Annotated in this window: 20 protein-coding genes and 1 pseudogene; 17 read left to right on the forward strand and 4 right to left on the reverse strand. The window is 60.1% G+C overall.

The window, feature by feature from the left end:
* Positions 1–145 precede the first annotated feature (145 nt).
* On the reverse strand, positions 146–1,489 hold the full coding sequence (locus QDT69_RS25860; RefSeq protein WP_279709398.1) for a PLP-dependent aminotransferase family protein: 1,344 nt from the start codon (positions 1,487–1,489) through the stop codon (positions 146–148).
* Positions 1,490–1,691: 202 nt separating this feature from the next.
* Here QDT69_RS25860 and QDT69_RS25865 point away from each other — a divergent pair, with 202 nt between their 5' ends.
* The 4 genes and pseudogenes from QDT69_RS25865 (at position 1,692) to QDT69_RS25880 (ending at position 4,424) form a co-directional block, all read left to right on the forward strand.
* A complete protein-coding gene (locus tag QDT69_RS25865; RefSeq protein ID WP_279709307.1) occupies positions 1,692–1,931 on the forward strand; it encodes a hypothetical protein in 240 nt (79 codons plus the stop codon).
* On the forward strand, positions 1,931–2,704 hold the full coding sequence (locus QDT69_RS25870; RefSeq protein WP_279709399.1) for a sulfite exporter TauE/SafE family protein: 774 nt from the start codon (positions 1,931–1,933) through the stop codon (positions 2,702–2,704). Before QDT69_RS25865 ends, QDT69_RS25870 begins: the two co-directional genes overlap by 1 nt.
* Before the next feature lie 164 nt (positions 2,705–2,868).
* The gene (locus QDT69_RS25875) at positions 2,869–3,921 is read left to right on the forward strand and encodes a helix-turn-helix domain-containing protein (protein WP_279709308.1); all 1,053 of its coding nucleotides are present in this window, start codon (positions 2,869–2,871) and stop codon (positions 3,919–3,921) included.
* Between the two features lie 58 nt (positions 3,922–3,979).
* Positions 3,980–4,424 (forward strand): annotated as a pseudogene (locus tag QDT69_RS25880) (MaoC family dehydratase).
* A 213-nt stretch (positions 4,425–4,637) separates the two neighbouring features.
* On the opposite strand, the gene QDT69_RS25885 reads toward QDT69_RS25880, so the two are convergent.
* Both QDT69_RS25885 and QDT69_RS25890 read right to left on the reverse strand, forming a co-directional pair.
* Positions 4,638–4,949, reverse strand: coding sequence for a hypothetical protein (locus QDT69_RS25885; protein WP_279709309.1), 312 nt, complete (start codon positions 4,947–4,949; stop codon positions 4,638–4,640).
* Positions 4,950–5,042: 93 nt separating this feature from the next.
* Positions 5,043–5,390 (reverse strand): hypothetical protein, encoded by a 348-nt coding sequence (locus tag QDT69_RS25890; protein WP_279709310.1) that lies wholly within the window; start codon positions 5,388–5,390, stop codon positions 5,043–5,045.
* Between the two features lie 430 nt (positions 5,391–5,820).
* Between QDT69_RS25890 and QDT69_RS25895 the strand changes: the two genes are divergently transcribed.
* Both QDT69_RS25895 and QDT69_RS25900 read left to right on the forward strand, forming a co-directional pair.
* On the forward strand, positions 5,821–6,201 hold the full coding sequence (locus QDT69_RS25895; RefSeq protein WP_279709311.1) for a hypothetical protein: 381 nt from the start codon (positions 5,821–5,823) through the stop codon (positions 6,199–6,201).
* 47 nt (positions 6,202–6,248) lie between these two features.
* Positions 6,249–7,037, forward strand: a complete 789-nt coding sequence (locus QDT69_RS25900) for a sensor histidine kinase (RefSeq protein WP_279709312.1) — start codon at positions 6,249–6,251, stop codon at positions 7,035–7,037.
* A 105-nt stretch (positions 7,038–7,142) separates the two neighbouring features.
* Here the strand turns inward: QDT69_RS25900 and QDT69_RS25905 are convergent, their stop codons facing one another.
* Entirely contained in the window at positions 7,143–7,352 is a 210-nt protein-coding gene (locus QDT69_RS25905; RefSeq protein WP_279709313.1) for a hypothetical protein, read from the reverse strand.
* Here QDT69_RS25905 and QDT69_RS25910 point away from each other — a divergent pair.
* The 11 genes from QDT69_RS25910 (at position 7,351) to QDT69_RS25960 (ending at position 17,556) form a co-directional block, all read left to right on the forward strand.
* Complete coding sequence (locus QDT69_RS25910; protein WP_279709314.1) at positions 7,351–9,333, forward strand: FUSC family protein; 1,983 nt, start codon at positions 7,351–7,353, stop codon at positions 9,331–9,333. The genes QDT69_RS25905 and QDT69_RS25910 overlap by 2 nt on opposite strands.
* On the forward strand, positions 9,330–9,539 hold the full coding sequence (locus QDT69_RS25915) for a DUF1656 domain-containing protein (RefSeq protein WP_279709316.1): 210 nt from the start codon (positions 9,330–9,332) through the stop codon (positions 9,537–9,539). Before QDT69_RS25910 ends, QDT69_RS25915 begins: the two co-directional genes overlap by 4 nt.
* Positions 9,536–10,501: an HlyD family secretion protein gene (locus QDT69_RS25920; RefSeq protein ID WP_279709317.1), complete on the forward strand. Its 966-nt coding sequence runs from the start codon at positions 9,536–9,538 to the stop codon at positions 10,499–10,501. Before QDT69_RS25915 ends, QDT69_RS25920 begins: the two co-directional genes overlap by 4 nt.
* Positions 10,502–10,534: 33 nt before the next feature.
* Positions 10,535–11,470: a heme o synthase gene (locus tag QDT69_RS25925; protein WP_279709318.1), complete on the forward strand. Its 936-nt coding sequence runs from the start codon at positions 10,535–10,537 to the stop codon at positions 11,468–11,470.
* Between the two features lie 105 nt (positions 11,471–11,575).
* On the forward strand, positions 11,576–12,454 hold the full coding sequence (gene cyoA, locus QDT69_RS25930; RefSeq protein WP_279709320.1) for a ubiquinol oxidase subunit II: 879 nt from the start codon (positions 11,576–11,578) through the stop codon (positions 12,452–12,454).
* Positions 12,451–14,439 carry a cytochrome o ubiquinol oxidase subunit I gene (gene cyoB / locus QDT69_RS25935; protein ID WP_279709321.1) on the forward strand — a complete coding sequence of 663 codons (1,989 nt, stop codon included), beginning with the start codon at positions 12,451–12,453 and terminating at the stop codon, positions 14,437–14,439. The genes cyoA and cyoB overlap by 4 nt, the downstream gene beginning before the upstream one ends.
* Complete coding sequence (locus tag QDT69_RS25940) at positions 14,436–15,068, forward strand: cytochrome (ubi)quinol oxidase subunit III (RefSeq protein WP_279709322.1); 633 nt, start codon at positions 14,436–14,438, stop codon at positions 15,066–15,068. The genes cyoB and QDT69_RS25940 overlap by 4 nt, the downstream gene beginning before the upstream one ends.
* Entirely contained in the window at positions 15,065–15,463 is a 399-nt protein-coding gene (cyoD, locus tag QDT69_RS25945; RefSeq protein ID WP_279709323.1) for a cytochrome o ubiquinol oxidase subunit IV, read from the forward strand. Before QDT69_RS25940 ends, cyoD begins: the two co-directional genes overlap by 4 nt.
* Positions 15,464–15,508: 45 nt before the next feature.
* The gene (locus QDT69_RS25950) at positions 15,509–15,868 is read left to right on the forward strand and encodes a hypothetical protein (RefSeq protein ID WP_279709324.1); all 360 of its coding nucleotides are present in this window, start codon (positions 15,509–15,511) and stop codon (positions 15,866–15,868) included.
* Positions 15,869–15,923: 55 nt separating this feature from the next.
* Positions 15,924–16,382: a MaoC family dehydratase gene (locus tag QDT69_RS25955; protein WP_279709325.1), complete on the forward strand. Its 459-nt coding sequence runs from the start codon at positions 15,924–15,926 to the stop codon at positions 16,380–16,382.
* 925 nt (positions 16,383–17,307) lie between these two features.
* The gene (locus tag QDT69_RS25960; protein ID WP_279709327.1) at positions 17,308–17,556 is read left to right on the forward strand and encodes a hypothetical protein; all 249 of its coding nucleotides are present in this window, start codon (positions 17,308–17,310) and stop codon (positions 17,554–17,556) included.
* Positions 17,557–17,750: the final 194 nt, after the last annotated feature.

Raw genomic sequence — 17,750 nt, forward strand, 5'->3', positions numbered from 1 at the left:
GGAAGGCCCAGCCGCGGGCCCGGGCCGACGACTGACGTGCAGTTGGAGCGCGATCGTTCAGCGCCAATCACAAATTGATTTATGCCGTACCCGACCTAAGCGTTGGCAGAGCAAAGCCGAAACCGGCCCGCTCAGCATGCCTCGCTCATTCGGTCGTATCGAAATCGACCTCGTTAGTGCTCAGCATCGCGGCCAGCGTGCTGAGGCCGCTATCGAGCTGATCCATAGTCGGAGCCGCGAGCGCCAGTCTGACGGCGTTCGGCGCATGACCGGCTGTCACGGCGAAGGACGTTGAAGGCGTCAACGCAATGTCCCGTCTGGCCGCTGCCGCCACGAAACTCTGCGAGCGCCAGTGCGCCGGCAACGTCAACCACAGATGAAAGCACTTTTCATTGGTTTGGATTTCGAAGCCCGAAAGACGACCGATCGCCAGTTTCTGACGCGCGCGCGCGTCCAGGCGCCTCAGTCTCGTCAGTTCGGCAACTGTGCCGTCGCCCATCAACCGCTGCGCGGCCGCGAACGCAAACCCTGATGCGGTCCAGCCACCGGAACGCACCGAGGCCATCACGCTCTCGCGCAGTCGCTGCGGCGACACGATGAACCCCACGGTTAGCCCCGGCGCGACTCTCTTGGACAGGCTATCGATGACGATGCAGGAATCCGGGGCAAGCGCAGCAAGTGGGGCTTGGTCATCGAAGAACCCGTAGACATTGTCCTCGATGATCGGAAGCGCGAGCTTTTCAACGACGCGAAGGATGTCGGCGCGCCGCGACGCTGGCATCGTCATACCCAAAGGATTTTGAATGGCCGGCTGGATGTAGATGGCCGAGAGATGGGCCTCACGATGCGCCTTTTGCACCGAATCTGGCCGCAGGCCGTCTTCATCCATCGCGAGCGGCACAAGTGAAATACCGAGCCTGGCTGCGATGCCCTTGATGAAGGGATAGGTCAACGCCTCAACGCCGCAGCGGCCGCCCGTGGGAACGACGGCCGCGAGCGCCGCGGCAATGCTCTGCCGCCCGTTACCCGCGAACGCAAGTTGTTCGGGAGACGGGGACCATCCGTTCTGTGTCAGATGGGCGGCTGCTACGCTTCGCAGCGCCGGTGTTCCAACACTGGTCGCCCACCTCAATGCCTCATCGAGCGCCGCAGGTTTCTCCAATCCGTCCAGACTTTTTGCAACGAGCACAGTCTGCTCGGGACGCATCGGATAGTTGAACTCGAGATCGATCCGGATGCCGCGCGGCTCACTTGACGCTGCGGCGCCGCGTTTGGCGTCGCCTGAGATGAAGGTGCCGCGGCCGACTTCACCGACGACAAGTCCGCGGCGCAGGAGCTCTGCATAGACCCGGCCAGCCGTCGAGACCGCGATTTTGCGGTCATACGCAAAATTGCGCTGGGGCGGCAGCCGATCGCCCGGTTTGAGGGTGCCGTCGGCGATTTCCCCCGCAATCGCATCCGCCAGCCTCAGATATTCGAACCTCGACATGATTGCACCGAGATCAATGTTTATTGAATCGATGTCAATGTAAACATTGCACCGAGCAATGTCTCGGGTCATTCTGACCGCGTCAAGCCGATTGTAACGGATTTAGCGAAGATTTCTGCCGGTGATGAGCACGCGGACCGCTCGAAAGAGCGTTCGTCGCGACGGTGCAGCATTGCCCGCAGCCACCCATTGGAGGCCCGAAATGTCTGCAATCATTTCAAAAATCGCCCCGTGTGGCGTCACGAAGACGCCGGGTACCTGGGCTCAACTTCTCGGCAATTGCTGCGACGCCGTCGTGAGCCATTTCATCCGCCGAGCCGCCATTGCGACGCTTTGCCAGCTCGACGACCGTGCACTGCAGGGTATCGGGCTCGGACGGCCCCAGATCGAAGCGGCTGTCCACGGTCTCGTCGCCCGTTCGGAGCGGGAGCAGGTGTCATGATGATATCCTCCCCAGTCGACCTGAGCGCCACAACGATTGCCGTCGCCTTCGCCGGCGTCTTCCTGATCTGCTTCATGAAGGGTGCCTTCGGCGGCGGCTTTTCCATCGTCGGCATTCCGCTGTTGTCGATTGTGATGGATCCGGTCACGGCGGGCGGCCTGCTCGCGCCGCTGTTCATTGCGATGGACCTGTTTGCGCTGTTCTTCTGGAAGCCGTCGACCTGGTCGAAGCCGGATCTTGCTTTGCTGCTGCCGGGTCTCGTGGTCGGCATCGCGTGCGGCTACCTGGTATTCCGCTTTCTCGACCACCGCGCGATTGCGATCGTGATGGCAGTGACGACGCTGATCTTCGTTGGAATTTGGTTCGCCGGCGGCGGGAAGATCAACATACGACCGCGTTCCACGTCGAAGGCGATCACGGCCGGCTTCGCATCAGGGGTGACCACCATGGTGGCGCACTCGGGTGGCCCTCCACTGGCGATGTATCTTCTGCCCCTCGGACTCACCAAGGAGATTTACGCAGGGACGACCAGCCTGTTCTTCACGGTCGGCAACGCGACCAAGGCAGTGCCGTGGCTGTTGCTGGTGAAGCCGACGATGGGCGTGTGGAAGTTGATGGCGATCTGCCTGCTCGCGATCCCCGCCGGCGTGTGGCTGGGCTGGCGGCTGCACGGCGTACTGGATCAGCGCCAGATCTATCGTACCTGCTACGGATTGCTCATCGTGACGGCACTGAAGTTGTTATGGGACGGCATTTCGGGGTATGTCGCATGAGCGCGAATGTAAGCATTCGGCCGTTCCCGGTTTGCGGCCTGCAGAATCAGGTTGGTCCGACTTCAAGAACGTGTCGGCAGGCGCAAGAACGTGGGCGACTTGAACCATTGCCTGCTCCACAAAGATCGGCCCGGCAAACAAGAATCGATCGTAACGATTCAATCTTGAAGAAGCCGGCGTTGAAAGTGGTGCGGGAGCAACGCCACGGAGAACTGGCTGATCCATCCGTCTCGGAGAGATATGGTTCCGAGGGGCTGTTGCTGTCGTCCGCAGGTCGAGGCTGGTCCGGAATCTCGGCCGAGTTGCGGAATCATGCGAAAGCCATCATCCCTTGGAGGGGTTCGCAGTCGGGGGTCGAGATCTGCGTCGATCTCCGGGGCAACGAATCGTTCGTCACGCGGCGGACTGCAAGCATCGAAGATCGAAGAATCTCAAGCAGAGATACAATCTGGTTGTCTCCTCCTGACTTGCAGGAAGGTGTAGTCGATATTGACGCAGACATGGCTGAAGTGCTGCATATTCATCTTCCCTTGAGCCAGTTCACACCGAATAACCTCGGCATCAAAATCGATGAGGCAGACACCGGGGCCCTGAGATATGAGCTGGCCTTCGAAGATCCGCTTTTGGCGGAAATCGCACATGCCGTTGCGTCCGAACTTCAAGCACAAACCTCGGCCGGCGATCTGCTAGTCGACTCTCTGGCTACGAGTATGACGGCGAGGCTAATTCAAAAGCATACGGGACCATCTCCCGCTCAGTCTTCGTCGTGGATCACTAGAGAAGGGCTGGACCGACGCAGATTGTTCCGTGTGCTGGAACACGTAGAAGCGAACCTGGAAGGCAAGCTCACGATTGATAACATGGCCTCGGTCGCCTGCTTGAGCAGGTACCATTTTTCGCGGGCGTTCAAGAAGGCGACGGGGCAGTCACCTCACCGCTATGTCAGTGGCAGACGCCTCGAGCGCGCGAAAGGCCTCCTATCGAAGGGCGACCGATCGCTGGTGGACATCGCGCTGGCGCTCAGCTTCTCCAGCCAAGCCAATTTCACCAGAGCCTTCACGAAGGCGACGGGTCAGGCGCCTGGTCAGTTTCGGCTCCGCAATGGTGTAAGATCGCTCGCTCCGGAGTGGAAGCGCAGCGACTATGTTCGAGAAGTAACGCCGCGGGACCATCCGCACCGATCGGAAGTCTGGACGCGGAGGTCCGAAGAATCCTGAAGGACGTTTCGATGACACCATTTCTGAGTATAGGTCACAGTCAAAACGGGGAGCAGCCATGACGATAGCGTGGTTTGACGACCTTGTCGTGGGAATGCGCTTCGAGAGTGGCGAGACCCAAATCACGGCACCGGACATCAAGCGCTTTGCAGCCGAATTCGACCCGCAGCCGATGCATCTGGATGAAGAAGCCGCCAGCAAGACATTCTTCAAGGGCCTTGCGGCATCTGGATGGCACACGGCTTCAATTGCAATGAGGTTATTGGTCGAGTCGCCCTTTCGGTGATCATCCGATCATCGGGATTGGGGGCGGTGTACGCTGGCTGGCCCCAGTGCGTCCTGGCGACGTCCTGCGTCTGGAAGGCGAGGTCGAAAGCCTCACGCCATCGAAGACCAAGCCGCAGGGTACGGTGAACATGAAGTGGACGATGTACAACCAGGATGGCCAAGCCGTTTATGAGTTTACTCCAATGACGATCATTCCGCGTCGCCCGGACACGTGAGCCGTTGTGCCGGCTGGCGCGGCAAGGTCTTTTCGCGGCGCCCACCAGCGCGAGCGGCACCGTCGCCTTGGACAGTCTCGCCGCCGAGAGAACCATCAAGTCGAGCGAGAGCACGGTCGTCGTCATCGGAACGGGCACCGGCCCGAACGCCGCGTCGTTCGCTGACCTAATTCGGTGAGGATGACCTGATGGTCGGCAGGGCCACCGCATTCCCTAACAATCCGAAGAGGCTGACGACAGATCCGGCCGGCTCAATTTCTTGCCGTCATCGGACCGAAACCAGGTGCCGGCTGCAACCGACGAAGCAATGATGGCGCTATAGAGGAGCATGCCGCCCGCGTAGCCGACGAGCAGCAACGATGTCGATCCCGTCACGCGCAGCACGATCCATCCGCCGCCAACGGCAACGATCATTCGGACCAGGCTGCCGATTAGCGGCCAACTCAATCTGCCCGCGCCTTGGGAGGCGAAATACATAGAGATACCAAGCCCGAAGAAGCCATAGAACGGGCCGACCGTGCGCAAATATCGCAGGCGCTTGGCGAACGGCTCTCTGGCTCGAGAAATTAGCCGTACAAAAGAAATCGGCCAATTTTCCGGCTCTCACTCAGCTTGTCACTAACGACTCGACTGCAATTTTCGGTTGGTAACCGGACCTCGCGGAATCTTCTCCTCGCCACGAACATCCCTTGCGTTTTCCAGACAGGTCAACAGTTCGACATAGCTTGCGAAACTGCCAACCATCGTACCTAAGCAAGTCGTCTTGTCGGCGGCGACAAACTCCATCCACTCCGCTTGAAGTTGTCGGAGCGCATCAGCTTCGTCCTTTGAGCATCGATCAGGCGCCTCGATCGATTCGCCTTCGAGACGGCACTCTCTTGCAATGTCGAATGCTGGCGGAGCCGTGTCGGAAACTGTAATCGGCGAAACCAGAGCTGCGATTGCGATTGGCAGATGAAGCAACATTTTAACTTCCTTTTGGAGGTTTGGTGGAGGGCCCGAGATGTGCCTGGCCTAGACCGCTCCACGGAATCGGGATCTGCGTTCAACGTGTCGAGATATTGGGTGTGCGCGATTATTAGCCGCACATAGGCTCGCCATGTCTTTTCGTGGGATGCTGTGACTTTGTCATTCGCTGCTGTCGGCGCTTCGGCGCGTTCTGCCGAGCGGCACTGACTGCTATCCGTCGCGATTGTCGGATGACGGCAGCGCCCTTTCTGTGGGCGTGGTGGCCGCTGTCAATGCGATTCGGATCAATTTCGGCATTACCGTAACCATGGGATCCATCCGCCCATTCAGGGGCCGATATGGCGCCAGATAAGGACCGCCGCGACTCTGGATCGCAACATCCGGCATTGTCGCTGACCGATATCCGGCAGCCTACTTCGATCCTTTCGTGGTGCTTAAGATCGCAATCCCCCCACCTTCAGCAACGAATGACAAAACGACGGCAGTCGACGCAAGGCGATCGGCGGAATTGATCGATATCTTCATCGGCAAGGAACGATGCGCGCGTCGTGGGAGATCGGGCGCGCATCGCATTCGATTATCGATCAGTAATGGAGACGAACCCGTGAACCTGACCAACCTTCAAACCCTCGCGACGCTCCTCGGAGTATTTTTCGGCCTAGTGGCGCTCTTGAGCAACCGCCTGCCGTCGATCGGCGCGCTTCGCAGGGCGGCAGCGCCGTCCGCCGTCCGGCGTCGACAGCAAGCAATGACAACATCAGGGCACTCCGAGCAAAAGTCATCGGAGGCCGGTTTCTCCATAAAATGAGCCAGACCGGAAACCTGCCCAGTCCACCGAATGCCAAGGAGGCCCGCGTGCCCACCAAAGCACTTGCTCACGAATTTGACGACCAGACGCTGCTGCGTGCGCTCACCCACCGCATCAGCGGCGGCCTCGTCTCGACGATCAATACAATCTCCGCCTCGGTGCTGCGCACTGACAACCCTGCCGTCAAGCTCGCGCTTGCAGGCGTTATCGAACTGCTTGAGCACCATGCCGAGATTCATCGCGAGCTGGCGATGCCGGATCGCCACGGACTGGTCGACGCCGCCGAATCCATCCGCAAGCTCGCTGTCGGCCTGAGCCGATCCTCGCTCGAGCCGATCGGGATTCGTCTCGTGCTAAGCGCCGACAAGTTGCCACTCGAGACGGAGCGCTGCTGGCGTCTCGCTTTGGCCGTCCATGAACTCGTGACCAACGCCGCGCGGCACGCACATTTCGAAGGCCGGGATGGTGCGATCAAGATCAAGCTCTCGGTCGTCGGCGGGGTCGTCAGTTGCATCGTCGCTGACAACGGATCGCGCGCGGATCGCTTGCGGCCAGCGGGCGGCCTTCAGATGGTGGACGGCCTGGCCAGCAATCTTGGGGGTCGGGTCGAATACGGCTTCGGGTCGCACTTTTCCTCCTTTCTCGTCGTATTTCCCCTTAGCGCGCGCGAGCGGCGTGCGAATCGGGTTGTCGCATCGCGACGTCTGCGAGGCATGCGCAAGGCCATGCCGCGGCGCTCGCGACCGCAGCCGGCGCAAGCGCCTTCCGTTCCTGCACCGGACAACCTGCAGATCGATCCCATCAACACGACAGAAGCTGCGCTGGAGACGACATGATGAGCAATGTCAGCCTCGGCACGTTCTTTCCCAAAACGTTCGGCTTGGCAGTGCGCATGACAACGCCGCGGAGTCGCGAACGCGCTACGCGCGTCACCGGCGCCTTCACTTCGCGGCGTGGGAGCAGCCCGATCTGCTCGCCACCGAAATGCAGTCCGCATTCCGTTCGTTTCGCAGCGGCTCATAGAGCAATTGGCTGGGAGAACAAGTTTGCTTGCGGCCATTGCCGTTGCGCGCTGCCATGACGCAGTTTTCCTCATTCTTGTCGCGACATTCCGCTTCCGTCTTCGCGGTAAGAACGTTTGCGGCGGCCATGGCGGCGCTCTCGATCGCACTCTTGCTGGACATGCCGCGTCCCTACTGGGCAATGGCGTCTGTCTACATCGCCTCTAACGAGTTGACGGGGGCGACCGCCTCAAAAGCAGTCTATCGCATTCTGGGAACCCTGATTGGCGCGACGACTACTATAATCCTGGTTCCTAACCTCGTCGATGCCCCGGAACTGCTCAGCCTCAGCATAGCACTCTGGGTTGGCATTTGCTTGTACCTCTCGCTGCTTGACGGCACCCCGCGCAGCTACGTCTTCATGCTATCCGGCTACACCGTCGCCCTGCTCGGCTTCCCAATCATTTCGACGCCCGAGTTGACCTTCGATATCGTCACCGCCCGCGTGCAGGAAATCCTGCTCGGCATCACCTGTGCGAGCATCGCATCGAGGATCGTGCTGCCGCGCACCGTCACGGACGCGATTGCGCACCGCGCGGAGGCATGGCTCGCCAACACGCGCCAGCTCGCCGTGGAAGTCCTCACTGGCCAGGGCAGCGATCAGGAGCGCGACGGCGAACGCATGCGCCTCGCCGCTACGGCGGCAGAGATCGACCAGCTGAGCCGGCATCTCGGCTTCGAGACCGTGACATCCGCGAATACCGTGCGTGGCTTGGAATTGCTTTGGCAACGGATGCTGTTGTTGCTTCCGCTGCTCGCATCAATCGAGGCTCGCAAGAACACGCTCAACGCTCATGTTCGTGTTCCGACAGCCATCGTCGAGGTCAGCATCAGAACTGCAACCTGGCTCGCGAACGACGATCAGCACGGACACGAGGCCGACGGATTGCGCGCGGCGCTCGACGAAATTCAACCGCCGCTTGGCGCAGATGCGGACGGGGTCGAGATATCAACGGCCAGCCTCGTCATCCGGCTACATCATCTCATTGACATCATGCAGGATTGCCGCCGGCTGCGCGACGCAATTGCAGATGGACGCGATCCCACCTCGCTTGCGCTTGCCGTGACGCTTGATCTTTCGGCCCCCTCCACCCGGCACCGCGACCACGGGCTCGCGTCATGGGCCGCAGCGGCGACTGCGCTTTCTGTTCTCGCCTGCTGCGCATTCTGGATCGCCACCGGCTGGACCGATGGGGCATCGGCGGCGCTGTTCGCGGCTCTCGTAGGGTCGTTTCTCGCAGGCTTGGACGATCCCCTGCCGGCATTCCGCAAGTTCTTCGGCGTAATCGTTATCGTCATTGCGATCACCACGATCTACACATTCGGGGTATTGCCGAGGATCACGACCTTCGAGATGCTGGTCGTCGCGCTCGCGCCAGCTTACGTGCTGTTCGGTTGGTTGGCAGCGCGGCCGGCGACCGCATCCGCCGGATCCTGGCTTGCCATCTTCACGTCGGTGCAGTTGGCCCTGCAGTCGTCCTACGCGGCAGACTTCGGTGCCTTCGCCAACTCCAGCATATCACTCATGGTAGGTGTCGCGCTCACGGCCACAACGTGCGGCATCGTTCGCATGCTGGGCGCGGCCTGGATTGCAAACCGCCTGGTGCGGAGCAACTGGCGCACGCTTGCCGCGGTCGCCGTGGGCAGCTCGTCGCTGGATCGTGCCGAGATCAGAAGTCTCATGCAGCACCGTCTCGCGCTGCTTGCCGCACGCATCGCTGTGATTCCGGCAGATGCTCGAAGCGACGCAGCGAACCTTCGCCAGCTTCGAACGGCGCTCAACATCATCGACGTTAGGCACGCGAGCCTTGGTCTCTCGAGCGCAGCCCTGGCCGGCATCGACATGCTGTTCGACCGACTTGCATCGGCTTCCCGGGCACATACAGCGGGGCGGTTGCCGGAGGAGCTGATCGACCGGCTTGACAAAGTAATCGCCTCAACGTTGCGGGAGCCCGCGAGCAAGAGCCGCAACGATGCGCTGATTGGCCTTTCCGGAATTCGCGACGGCCTGTTTCCTACCTCGATGTCCTATCAGCGGCGCACATCAGAGCACGGGAGCGTAGCCGCATGAGATACGAAGTTGATCTGTTTGGCATCATCCTCCCCAGCTTCCTGCTGTGGGGTGTCGTTGCCTACATCTTGATGCGCATGGCCAGCATTCTTTTCGTACGCGTCGGTCTCTATCGCTACGTCTGGCACCCCGAGCTGTTCAATTTTGCGCTCTACATCTGTGTGATCGCCAGCCTCATTTTCGCCTGCAGGGAGCTCGTCTCATGAAACCCGTTCTGAATGCGGCCCGCCACGTCTCCCTCACCATACTCCTGCTTCTGGTCGCGACTTGGGCGAGCTACAAGCTCTGGGACTATTATATGAACGAGCCATGGACCCGCGACGGCCATGTAAGGGCTGACGTCGTCCCAGTTGCGCCCGACGTATCCGGCTTCGTGACAGAGGTGCTTGTCAAGGACAATCAGCTAGTCAACCGCGGCGACGTGCTGTTCCGAATCGACCGTGCGCGATATGAGATCGCGTTGAAGCAAGCTGAGGCGGTGTTGCTTGGTAAGAATGCCCAGCTCGACGAGGCCACCGCGGATTTGAAGCGCTACAGCGCGCTGACGCCCGACGTGGTAGTTTCCAAGCAGCGGCTGGATCAGGTGATCGCGGCTCAGGGCGAAGCTCAGGCCGCCCATGACCAAGCCGTCGCCGACCTCGGCCTGGCCAAGCTCAATCTTGAGCGCAGCGAGGTGCGCGCCTCCGTCAGTGGCGTCGTCACCAACATGGAGCTACGCCCGGGAACCTATCTCACGACTGGCAAGGGCGTCATGGCGCTGCTCGATTCCAGCACGCTACGAGTCGAGGGCTATTTTGAGGAGACCAAGCTGCCCCGCATCCATCTCGGCGATGCGGTCCATGTTCGACTGCTGGGCAGCGACCACGTGCTGCGCGGGAGCGTGGAAAGCGTCGCGGCTGGCATCGAAGACCGCGATCGCAGCGCCGGCTCGACCTTGCTTGCCAACGTCAATCCTACCTTCAATTGGGTACGCTTGGCGCAACGCGTTCCAGTCCGGATCGCGCTCGACACCGCCGCACGAAGCGAGCTTGTTGCCGGAGCCACCGCGACCGTCGAGGTGCTCCGATCGCCACCGCATACCGACCCGCGAACAGCGCAGGACCGGCGCGACGTATCTCGGTCACGCATATCGGGAAAGCCGCGAGACCTCGCGACCGGGTCGCAATGACGTCACAAAGCGCTTCTGATCGAGGATCCCGTCATGAACAACATCTCGGTTTCGGTATCTCGCCTTAGGTTGTCTTCACGGTCCGACCGGATCGCACGGATGTCCCATTTTGTCAGTTTAACAAAGCCGCGTGTCATGGGGCTCGCGGTGTTCACCGCGGTGATCGGATTGACGATCGCGCCGACCGGCCTCGATCCACTCCCTGGCTTCATTGCAATTCTCGCGATCGCAGCCGGCGCCGGCGCCGCCGGTGCACTGAACATGTGGTACGACGCCGACATCGATGCGGTCATGGCGCGTACCGCGATGCGGCCGATTCCCCGCGGCAAGGTCTCGAAGCTCGAGGCGCTTGTCTTTGGCCTCGTCCTCGGCGTTGTCGCAGTCACAGCTCTCGCGTTAGCAACAAACCTCGCTGCAGCTGCGCTGCTGGCCTGCACGATCGTCTTCTATGTCGCCGTGTACACGGCGTGGCTGAAACGGAGCACATCCCAGAACATTGTCATCGGCGGAGCAGCCGGCGCGCTGCCACCTGTGATCGGGTGGGTGGCGGCGACCGGGCACGCGGGGCTCGAGCCGACGACGCTTTTCCTCATCATCTTCCTTTGGACACCACCCCACTTCTGGGCTCTCGCGCTCAATCGCAGCGATGATTATGCCCGTGCCGGCGTTCCCATGCTGCCGGTCGTCGCGGGACGGGCGGCAACAACGCGTCAGATCCTGATCTATAGCAGCCTCCTCGTTCTCGCTTCGGAGCTGCCCTGGGTGCTCGGGTTTGCAGGTGCGATCTATGGCGTGATCGCCACAATCAGCGGCGCACTTCTCTTCCTGTTCGCACTTCGGTTGAACAGGAGCATTGGAGCCGATCGTCGCGATGCTCACAGGCTGTTCCTGTTTTCCATTTTCTATTTGTTCGCGCTGTTTGCTGCAATCCTGACCAGTCACAGCGACCGATTGAATTTGGGGACGTAGGCCCGCGCACTGACCGCAACATCGGATGGGCCCACGCCGATGCCCTGCCCTGCACCGCTGACAGCGGAAGCTGCCTAATCAAGCTCAACACGCGAGAGGTCTAGCATGCGATCCATTCTTCTTGCTTCGGTCCTGATCGGCGCCTCGCTACTCGGTGGCTGCACTGAAGGCGTGCTCAATCCGAAGGGTCCCATCGCGTTAGCCGAACGGCAAATTCTGATCAACGCGACCGGCATCATGCTAGCGATCGTGATCCCGGTGGTGATCGCGACGCTTGGCGTTGCCTTCTGGTTCCGCGCATCGAACGAGCGAGCGCACTATCGGCCAGATTTCACCTATTCCGGTCGTATCGAGTTACTCGTCTGGTCGGTTCCGCTGATGACGGTGCTCCTGGTCGGCACCGTCGCCTGGGTTAGTTCATATGACCTCGATCCGCCGAAGCCGATTGCTTCTTCGACGAAAGCTATCAAGGTTCAAGCCGTCTCGCTCGACTGGAAATGGCTGTTCATCTATCCGGAGCTAGGTGTTGCGAGCGTCAATCACCTGACGATTCCGGTTGGCACGCCGGTCAGCTTCGAGCTGACATCCTCGGGCGTCATGAACAGCTTCTTCGTGCCGCAGCTCGCCGGCCAAATCTACACCATGGCCGGAATGGTAACGCGGCTCAACATGCGAGCCGATTACGCTGGAACGTATCGCGGCTTGTCCGCAAATTTCAGCGGCGACGGCTTCGCGGATATGCACTTCAAAGTCGACGCGACGCCTTCCGAACGCTTTGCGCAGTGGGTCTCTTCGACCAGCAGCGCTGGACTGGTGCTGGATTTGAAGACCTATGCCGATCTCGCCAGGCCGAGCGCTGCCGTGACGCCGTTCACCTATCACTCGGTCGCGGCTGGTCTGTTTGACAGCATCCGGATGTCCTCAACCCAATCCGACGATGCTTTGTGCCGTAGCTATCCCACATCGATGAGGGCAGAGCGATGACTTTACTTGGCAAGCTGGACTGGAGTGCTGTTCCTTTCGATCAGCCAATTGTCATGGGCACGGTAGGCGTGATGGTCGTCGCCATCGTCTCCGTCCTTTCATGGGTCACGTTGAGGGGTTACGTACGCTACCTGTGGCGAGAGTGGATCACCTCGGTCGACCACAAGCGCATCGGCGTCATGTATATCGTCCTAGCGCTGGTCATGCTGCTGCGGGGTTTCGCGGATGGGATCATGATGCGCACGCAGCAGGGGATCGCCGCCGGTGGAGCGCAAGGGTACCTGCCGCCGGAGCATTTCGACCAAATCTTTTCCGCACACGGCACTATCATGATCTTCTTCGTGGCTATGCCGCTTGTGATCGGGCTCATGAACTTTGTCGTGCCGCTGCAACTCGGCGCCCGCGACGTCGCGTTCCCTACGATGAACTCGATCAGCTTCTGGCTCACCGCGTCCGGTGTTCTTCTCACGAATCTATCACTCGCCATAGGCGAATTCGCGAAGACCGGCTGGTTCGCCTATCCGCCGCTTAGCGAACTGCAATTCTCGCCCGGAGTCGGCGTCGACTACTATCTCTGGTCGCTGCAGATCTCCGGCGTCGGGACCTTGTTGAGCGGCGTCAATTTCGTCACCACAATTCTGAAGATACGGGCGCCCGGCATGAGTTACATGCGCATGCCGGTCTTCTGCTGGACGGCGCTCGCTTCGAACCTACTGATGGTAGCGGCTTTCCCGGTGCTCACCGCGCTTTTCGCGATGCTTCTTCTCGATCGCTATCTCGGCTTTCACTTCTTTACGGTGGACGCCGGCGGCAACGCGATGATGTATGTGAACCTGTTCTGGGTTTGGGGCCACCCCGAAGTCTATATCCTGGTCCTGCCTGCATTTGGCGTCTATTCCGAGGTCGCCGCCACGTTTTCGGGTAAATCGCTATTCGGCTATCGCTCGATGGTGCTCGCCACGATGGCGATCTGCGTACTGTCCTACACGGTCTGGCTGCATCATTTCTTCACGATGGGTGCCAGCGCGAGTGTCAATGCCTTCTTCGGCATCACTAGCATGATCATCGGTGTGCCGACGGGCGTCAAAGTCTTCAATTGGTTGTTCACAATGTACGGCGGTCGAGTCCGGTTCACGGTGCCAGTGTTGTGGACGATCGGCTTCATGGTGACGTTCGTGTTCGGCGGCTTGACCGGCGTGCTGTTGGCGTTGCCGGCGGTCGATTGGCAGGTCCACAACAGTGTTTTCCTGGTTGCCCATTTCCATCACGTCATCATCCCGGGCGTCCTGTTCGGGGCGATAGCCGGCTACAATTACTGGTTTCCCAAGGCATTCGGCTTCAAGCTGGATGAGCGCTGGGGCAAGGCGGCGTTCTGGTGCTGGTTCATCGGCTTCCACCTCGCTTTCATGCCGCTCTACGTGACAGGGCTGATGGGTATGCCCCGCCGCCTGCAGCACTCCGATGTTCTCGCCTGGCAACCATGGTTGTTGGTCGCCGAGGTAGGCGCAATCGTGATTTTTGCCGGAATCATATGTCAGATCGTCCAGATCGTGGTGTCCATTCGCCACCGTGAGCAACTGCGCGACACGACGGGCGATCCCTGGAACGGCCGCACTCTGGAATGGTCCACGGCATCACCGCCTCCGGCCTGGAATTTTGCGGTCCTGCCACGTGTTGATGGGCTTGATGCTTTCTGGGCGCACAAGCAGCGCGTGCTTGCGAAGCAGGAGTTGCCCGTGCAGCAGCACGCGTACCGGTCGATCGAAGTGCCCAAGAACAGTCCTGTCGGCTTCGTGACCGCGTTCTTCGCAGTGGTCACCGGCTTCGCTCTGATCTGGCATATCTGGTGGATGGCAGGCTTCGGAGTTCTCGGCGCGGTCGCGACATTGCTCGCCTTCATGTTCCGCACGAAGGACGAAGTCGAGATCCCCGCAGATGAGGTCGCTCTGTTCGATCGCGCGCACCCGGTGGAGGTTTCGCTATGAATGTCGCAGTTGAGATGGATGCGGTCCGCCATGGCGAACTGCTTGATATCAGCGAGGCGGGTCCCGCACCCAAGCGGATTATCGCCGGCTTTGGGTTCTGGATCTTCCTGCTGAGTGACATCGTGATGTTCTCGGCGCTGTTTGCGGGCTACGCCGTGCTTGCAAAGGCGAGCGCAGGTGGCCTCACCGGTGCTCAGCTGTTTGACCAGCGTAACGTCGCAATGGAGACTGCCCTTCTCCTGCTCTCCAGCTACAGCTGTGGAATGATGTCCTTGGCCATCAACTCGCAGCGTTATCTCGCGACCTTCCTTGGCGCCGTGGTGACGTTCCTTCTGGGAGCGGCATTTCTTGCTCTCGAGCTCAACGAGTTCCAGGGCATGATTGCCTTGGGAGCGACGCCCGAACGCAGCGCGTTTCTTTCCGCATTCTTTACGCTGGTCGGCAGTCACGGGCTGCACGTGACGGTCGGACTGGCATGGCTGGTTCTCATGATGGTTCAGCTGTCACTGAGAGGTTTTCAGGACGTCGTGTTGCGCCGCCTGCACTGCTTCTCCCTGTTCTGGCACGCGCTCGACATCATCTGGGTTCTTATTTTCACCGTTGTCTATCTGATGGGAGTCCTTCCATGACTGAAATGCGTTGGGATGTTGCACCGGGAGACAGGCCGAAAATCCCGGCCTCGGAGCAGAATGCAACCTCCGGCTTTCTCGTGTACACGCTCGGTTTGCTGCTGGCTGTGATCTTGACGGTCACGTCCTTCTGGGTGGCAAACACCTCAGCGATCTGGGCACCTGGCGTACCGGCCGGACTCACCGTTCTCGCCATCGCACAAATGGGCGTTCACCTCGTATTCTTTCTTCATATCACGACCGGACCGGACAGCAGCCACAACGTTCTGGCGCTCGCGTTTGGCGTGCTCATCGTATTCCTGGTCCTGGCAGGGTCGCTCGTGATCATGGCCAATCTGAACGAGAACATGATGATGGGGCATCCCGAGCTTATGAACCTTCAGATGCAGCACTGAACATTGGTACATGACCAACACTTACTAACGCCTTGGAGAACGACGATGATAAAGCCGCTCTTGTTTTCCGCTACCATCGCGGGCTGCCTTGCCCTGACTACTGTCGCGCAAGCCGGCTCGGCCTATGACGGATCCTGGGACCTCCTGTTCGTGACGCAGAGAGGCGCATGCGATCCGACCTACAACTTCGCTGTCAACATCAGCAACGGAATCGTCACGCATCCAAATCTTGTGCGGTTCAGCGGTTATGTGGCACGCTCGGGCGCTGTCCGCGCTTCCGTGACCGTGCACGACAAGTACGCCTCCGGTTCGGGCAGGCTCGCAAGCAGTTCCGGCCGTGGCACGTGGAGTGGCCATTCGGGATCCGCGCGCTGTTCGGGCTACTGGACCGCGCAGCGGAACTAGCGCACAGCTACGGCGGATTGGCGCAAGTGATCCAGGCCGTAGGAAGGAGAAGCCCATGACGGCGATTGCGTGGGTTGATGATCTTTCCGTCGGAATGCAGTTCAAGTCGGGTGAAGCTCAGATCACCGCTTCAGAAATCAAGCGCTTCGCGGCCGAATTTGACCCGCAGCCGATGCATCTGGATGAAGAAGCGGCCAGCAGAACCTTCTTCAAGAGCCTTGCGGCATCCGGATGGCACACGGCCTCACTTGCAATGAGGTTGTTGGTGGAAAGCCGCCCTTTCGGTGATCATCCGATCATCGGAATTGGAGGCGGCTTGCGCTGGCTGGCGCCAGTACGTCCCGGCGATGTGCTGCGCTTGGAAGGAGAGGTCGAAAGCCTTAACCCTTCGAAGAGCAAGCAGCAGGGTACGGTGAATATGAAATGGACGATGTACAACCAGGATGGCCAAGCCGTCTATGAGTTCACTCCGATGACGATCGTTCCGCGCCGCCCGGCCCCTAAGGCGAATTGAAGCGCTACCGCTCAAACGTCGAGGGCATGCGGTCATTGATCGCCTCCCTGGTGAACGACTGTTGCGACGGACATCCCGAGCTCTGCAATCCGGTCGCGGCTGACGCAACAGCCTGTTGCGCAGCGGCCCCGAACGACCGCAGCACGAAGAAGGTCGTCAAGCGCAAGAGTTGACCGCCGGGGCCGATGTCTTGGACTTGGTTGGGACTAGCCGTTCAGACTAATCGCGGCCTTTTTCGGCGCGGATGCTGCAGCGAGCGCCGGCCGGCTTTGTCGGTCGCAGCATTGCGGGTCTAGTCGACAGGCTCTCGATATCGATCCGGGGAGAGAAATCCGCGAGCGCTCTTCAAGCAGATCATCTGCGAACGCAATCGTGCAAGATCGTATTCTAGCGTGGAAAAGCGTAAGTTTGGTGCCCAGGGAGGGAAACATACGCAACCACCGACACGAGGAAGCGCTGTTTGTCCTTAATATGGTGGCGTGAGCGCCTGGCATGCTGCCGGAGGTTTGCTATCGCGAAACAGCTCTATCTTGTTATTGGCCGGCCTAGCTCGCTGGGAAGCATCGTTGCGGCCTGCCGGAAGCTGCAGCTTGTTCGGGCCCTGGCTGGGCTCAAATCCTGGAGGCGCAACCACCGATACCGACATTCGGTTCAGGTAGCGATCTAACCCACGTTTTTTCGTCCGTTTTTCGCGTCCGACGTAGAGCAGCTCAAGCTTCGCGCGCCATGTTCCTCGAGGTGGCATCCGTCCTCCGACCCCACGTTCTAAAGCTACGTTTTGCCCGGCTCGCAATCCTGCGCAGCGTTCAGAATCTGACCGGCCATCGCCGGTACGCGTTTTGCTGCTCGAACGACGCGCCGCTATCAAACAACACGCTCAACAAGCGCTTGCGGCTGCTTGGCATTGACACCAAGACTGATCATTGTGCCCACGGATTCCGGACCACCTCCTCGACGCCGTCTCACCAAAGACGCCAAGGCATGGGGTGGCGATGTCGTCGAGCTGCAGCCCGCGCATCTCGATAACTCTACCGTAGAAGGTCTCTACAAGAAGCACGGACCGCTCGCGCTGATCGGCTCGCGCACGAAGCTGATGCAGCATTGGGCTGATCGGATCGACCACTGGCTCGATCCCAAGACGCTGATGCTGATCAAGGGAGGCGCGCAGCGTTGACTCACCTATCATCAGGCTAGGTTGCTCAATTCAATCCGTGGCAGGCTCATGTGATGGTCGTCGACGCCGGTGCTCACGTGCTGGAAGCGGATCGATTCTTAGCGGATCTCGACAATCGCTTCTGATCTCGACTGACGCGCAGCCGTCGCGTGATTCAATCGCAGATTTTCCTGGCGCTTTGAGGATCTGCCCTG

Source organism: Bradyrhizobium sp. CER78, from assembly GCF_029846235.1.
In the GTDB taxonomy this organism is placed as follows: domain Bacteria; phylum Pseudomonadota; class Alphaproteobacteria; order Rhizobiales; family Xanthobacteraceae; genus Bradyrhizobium.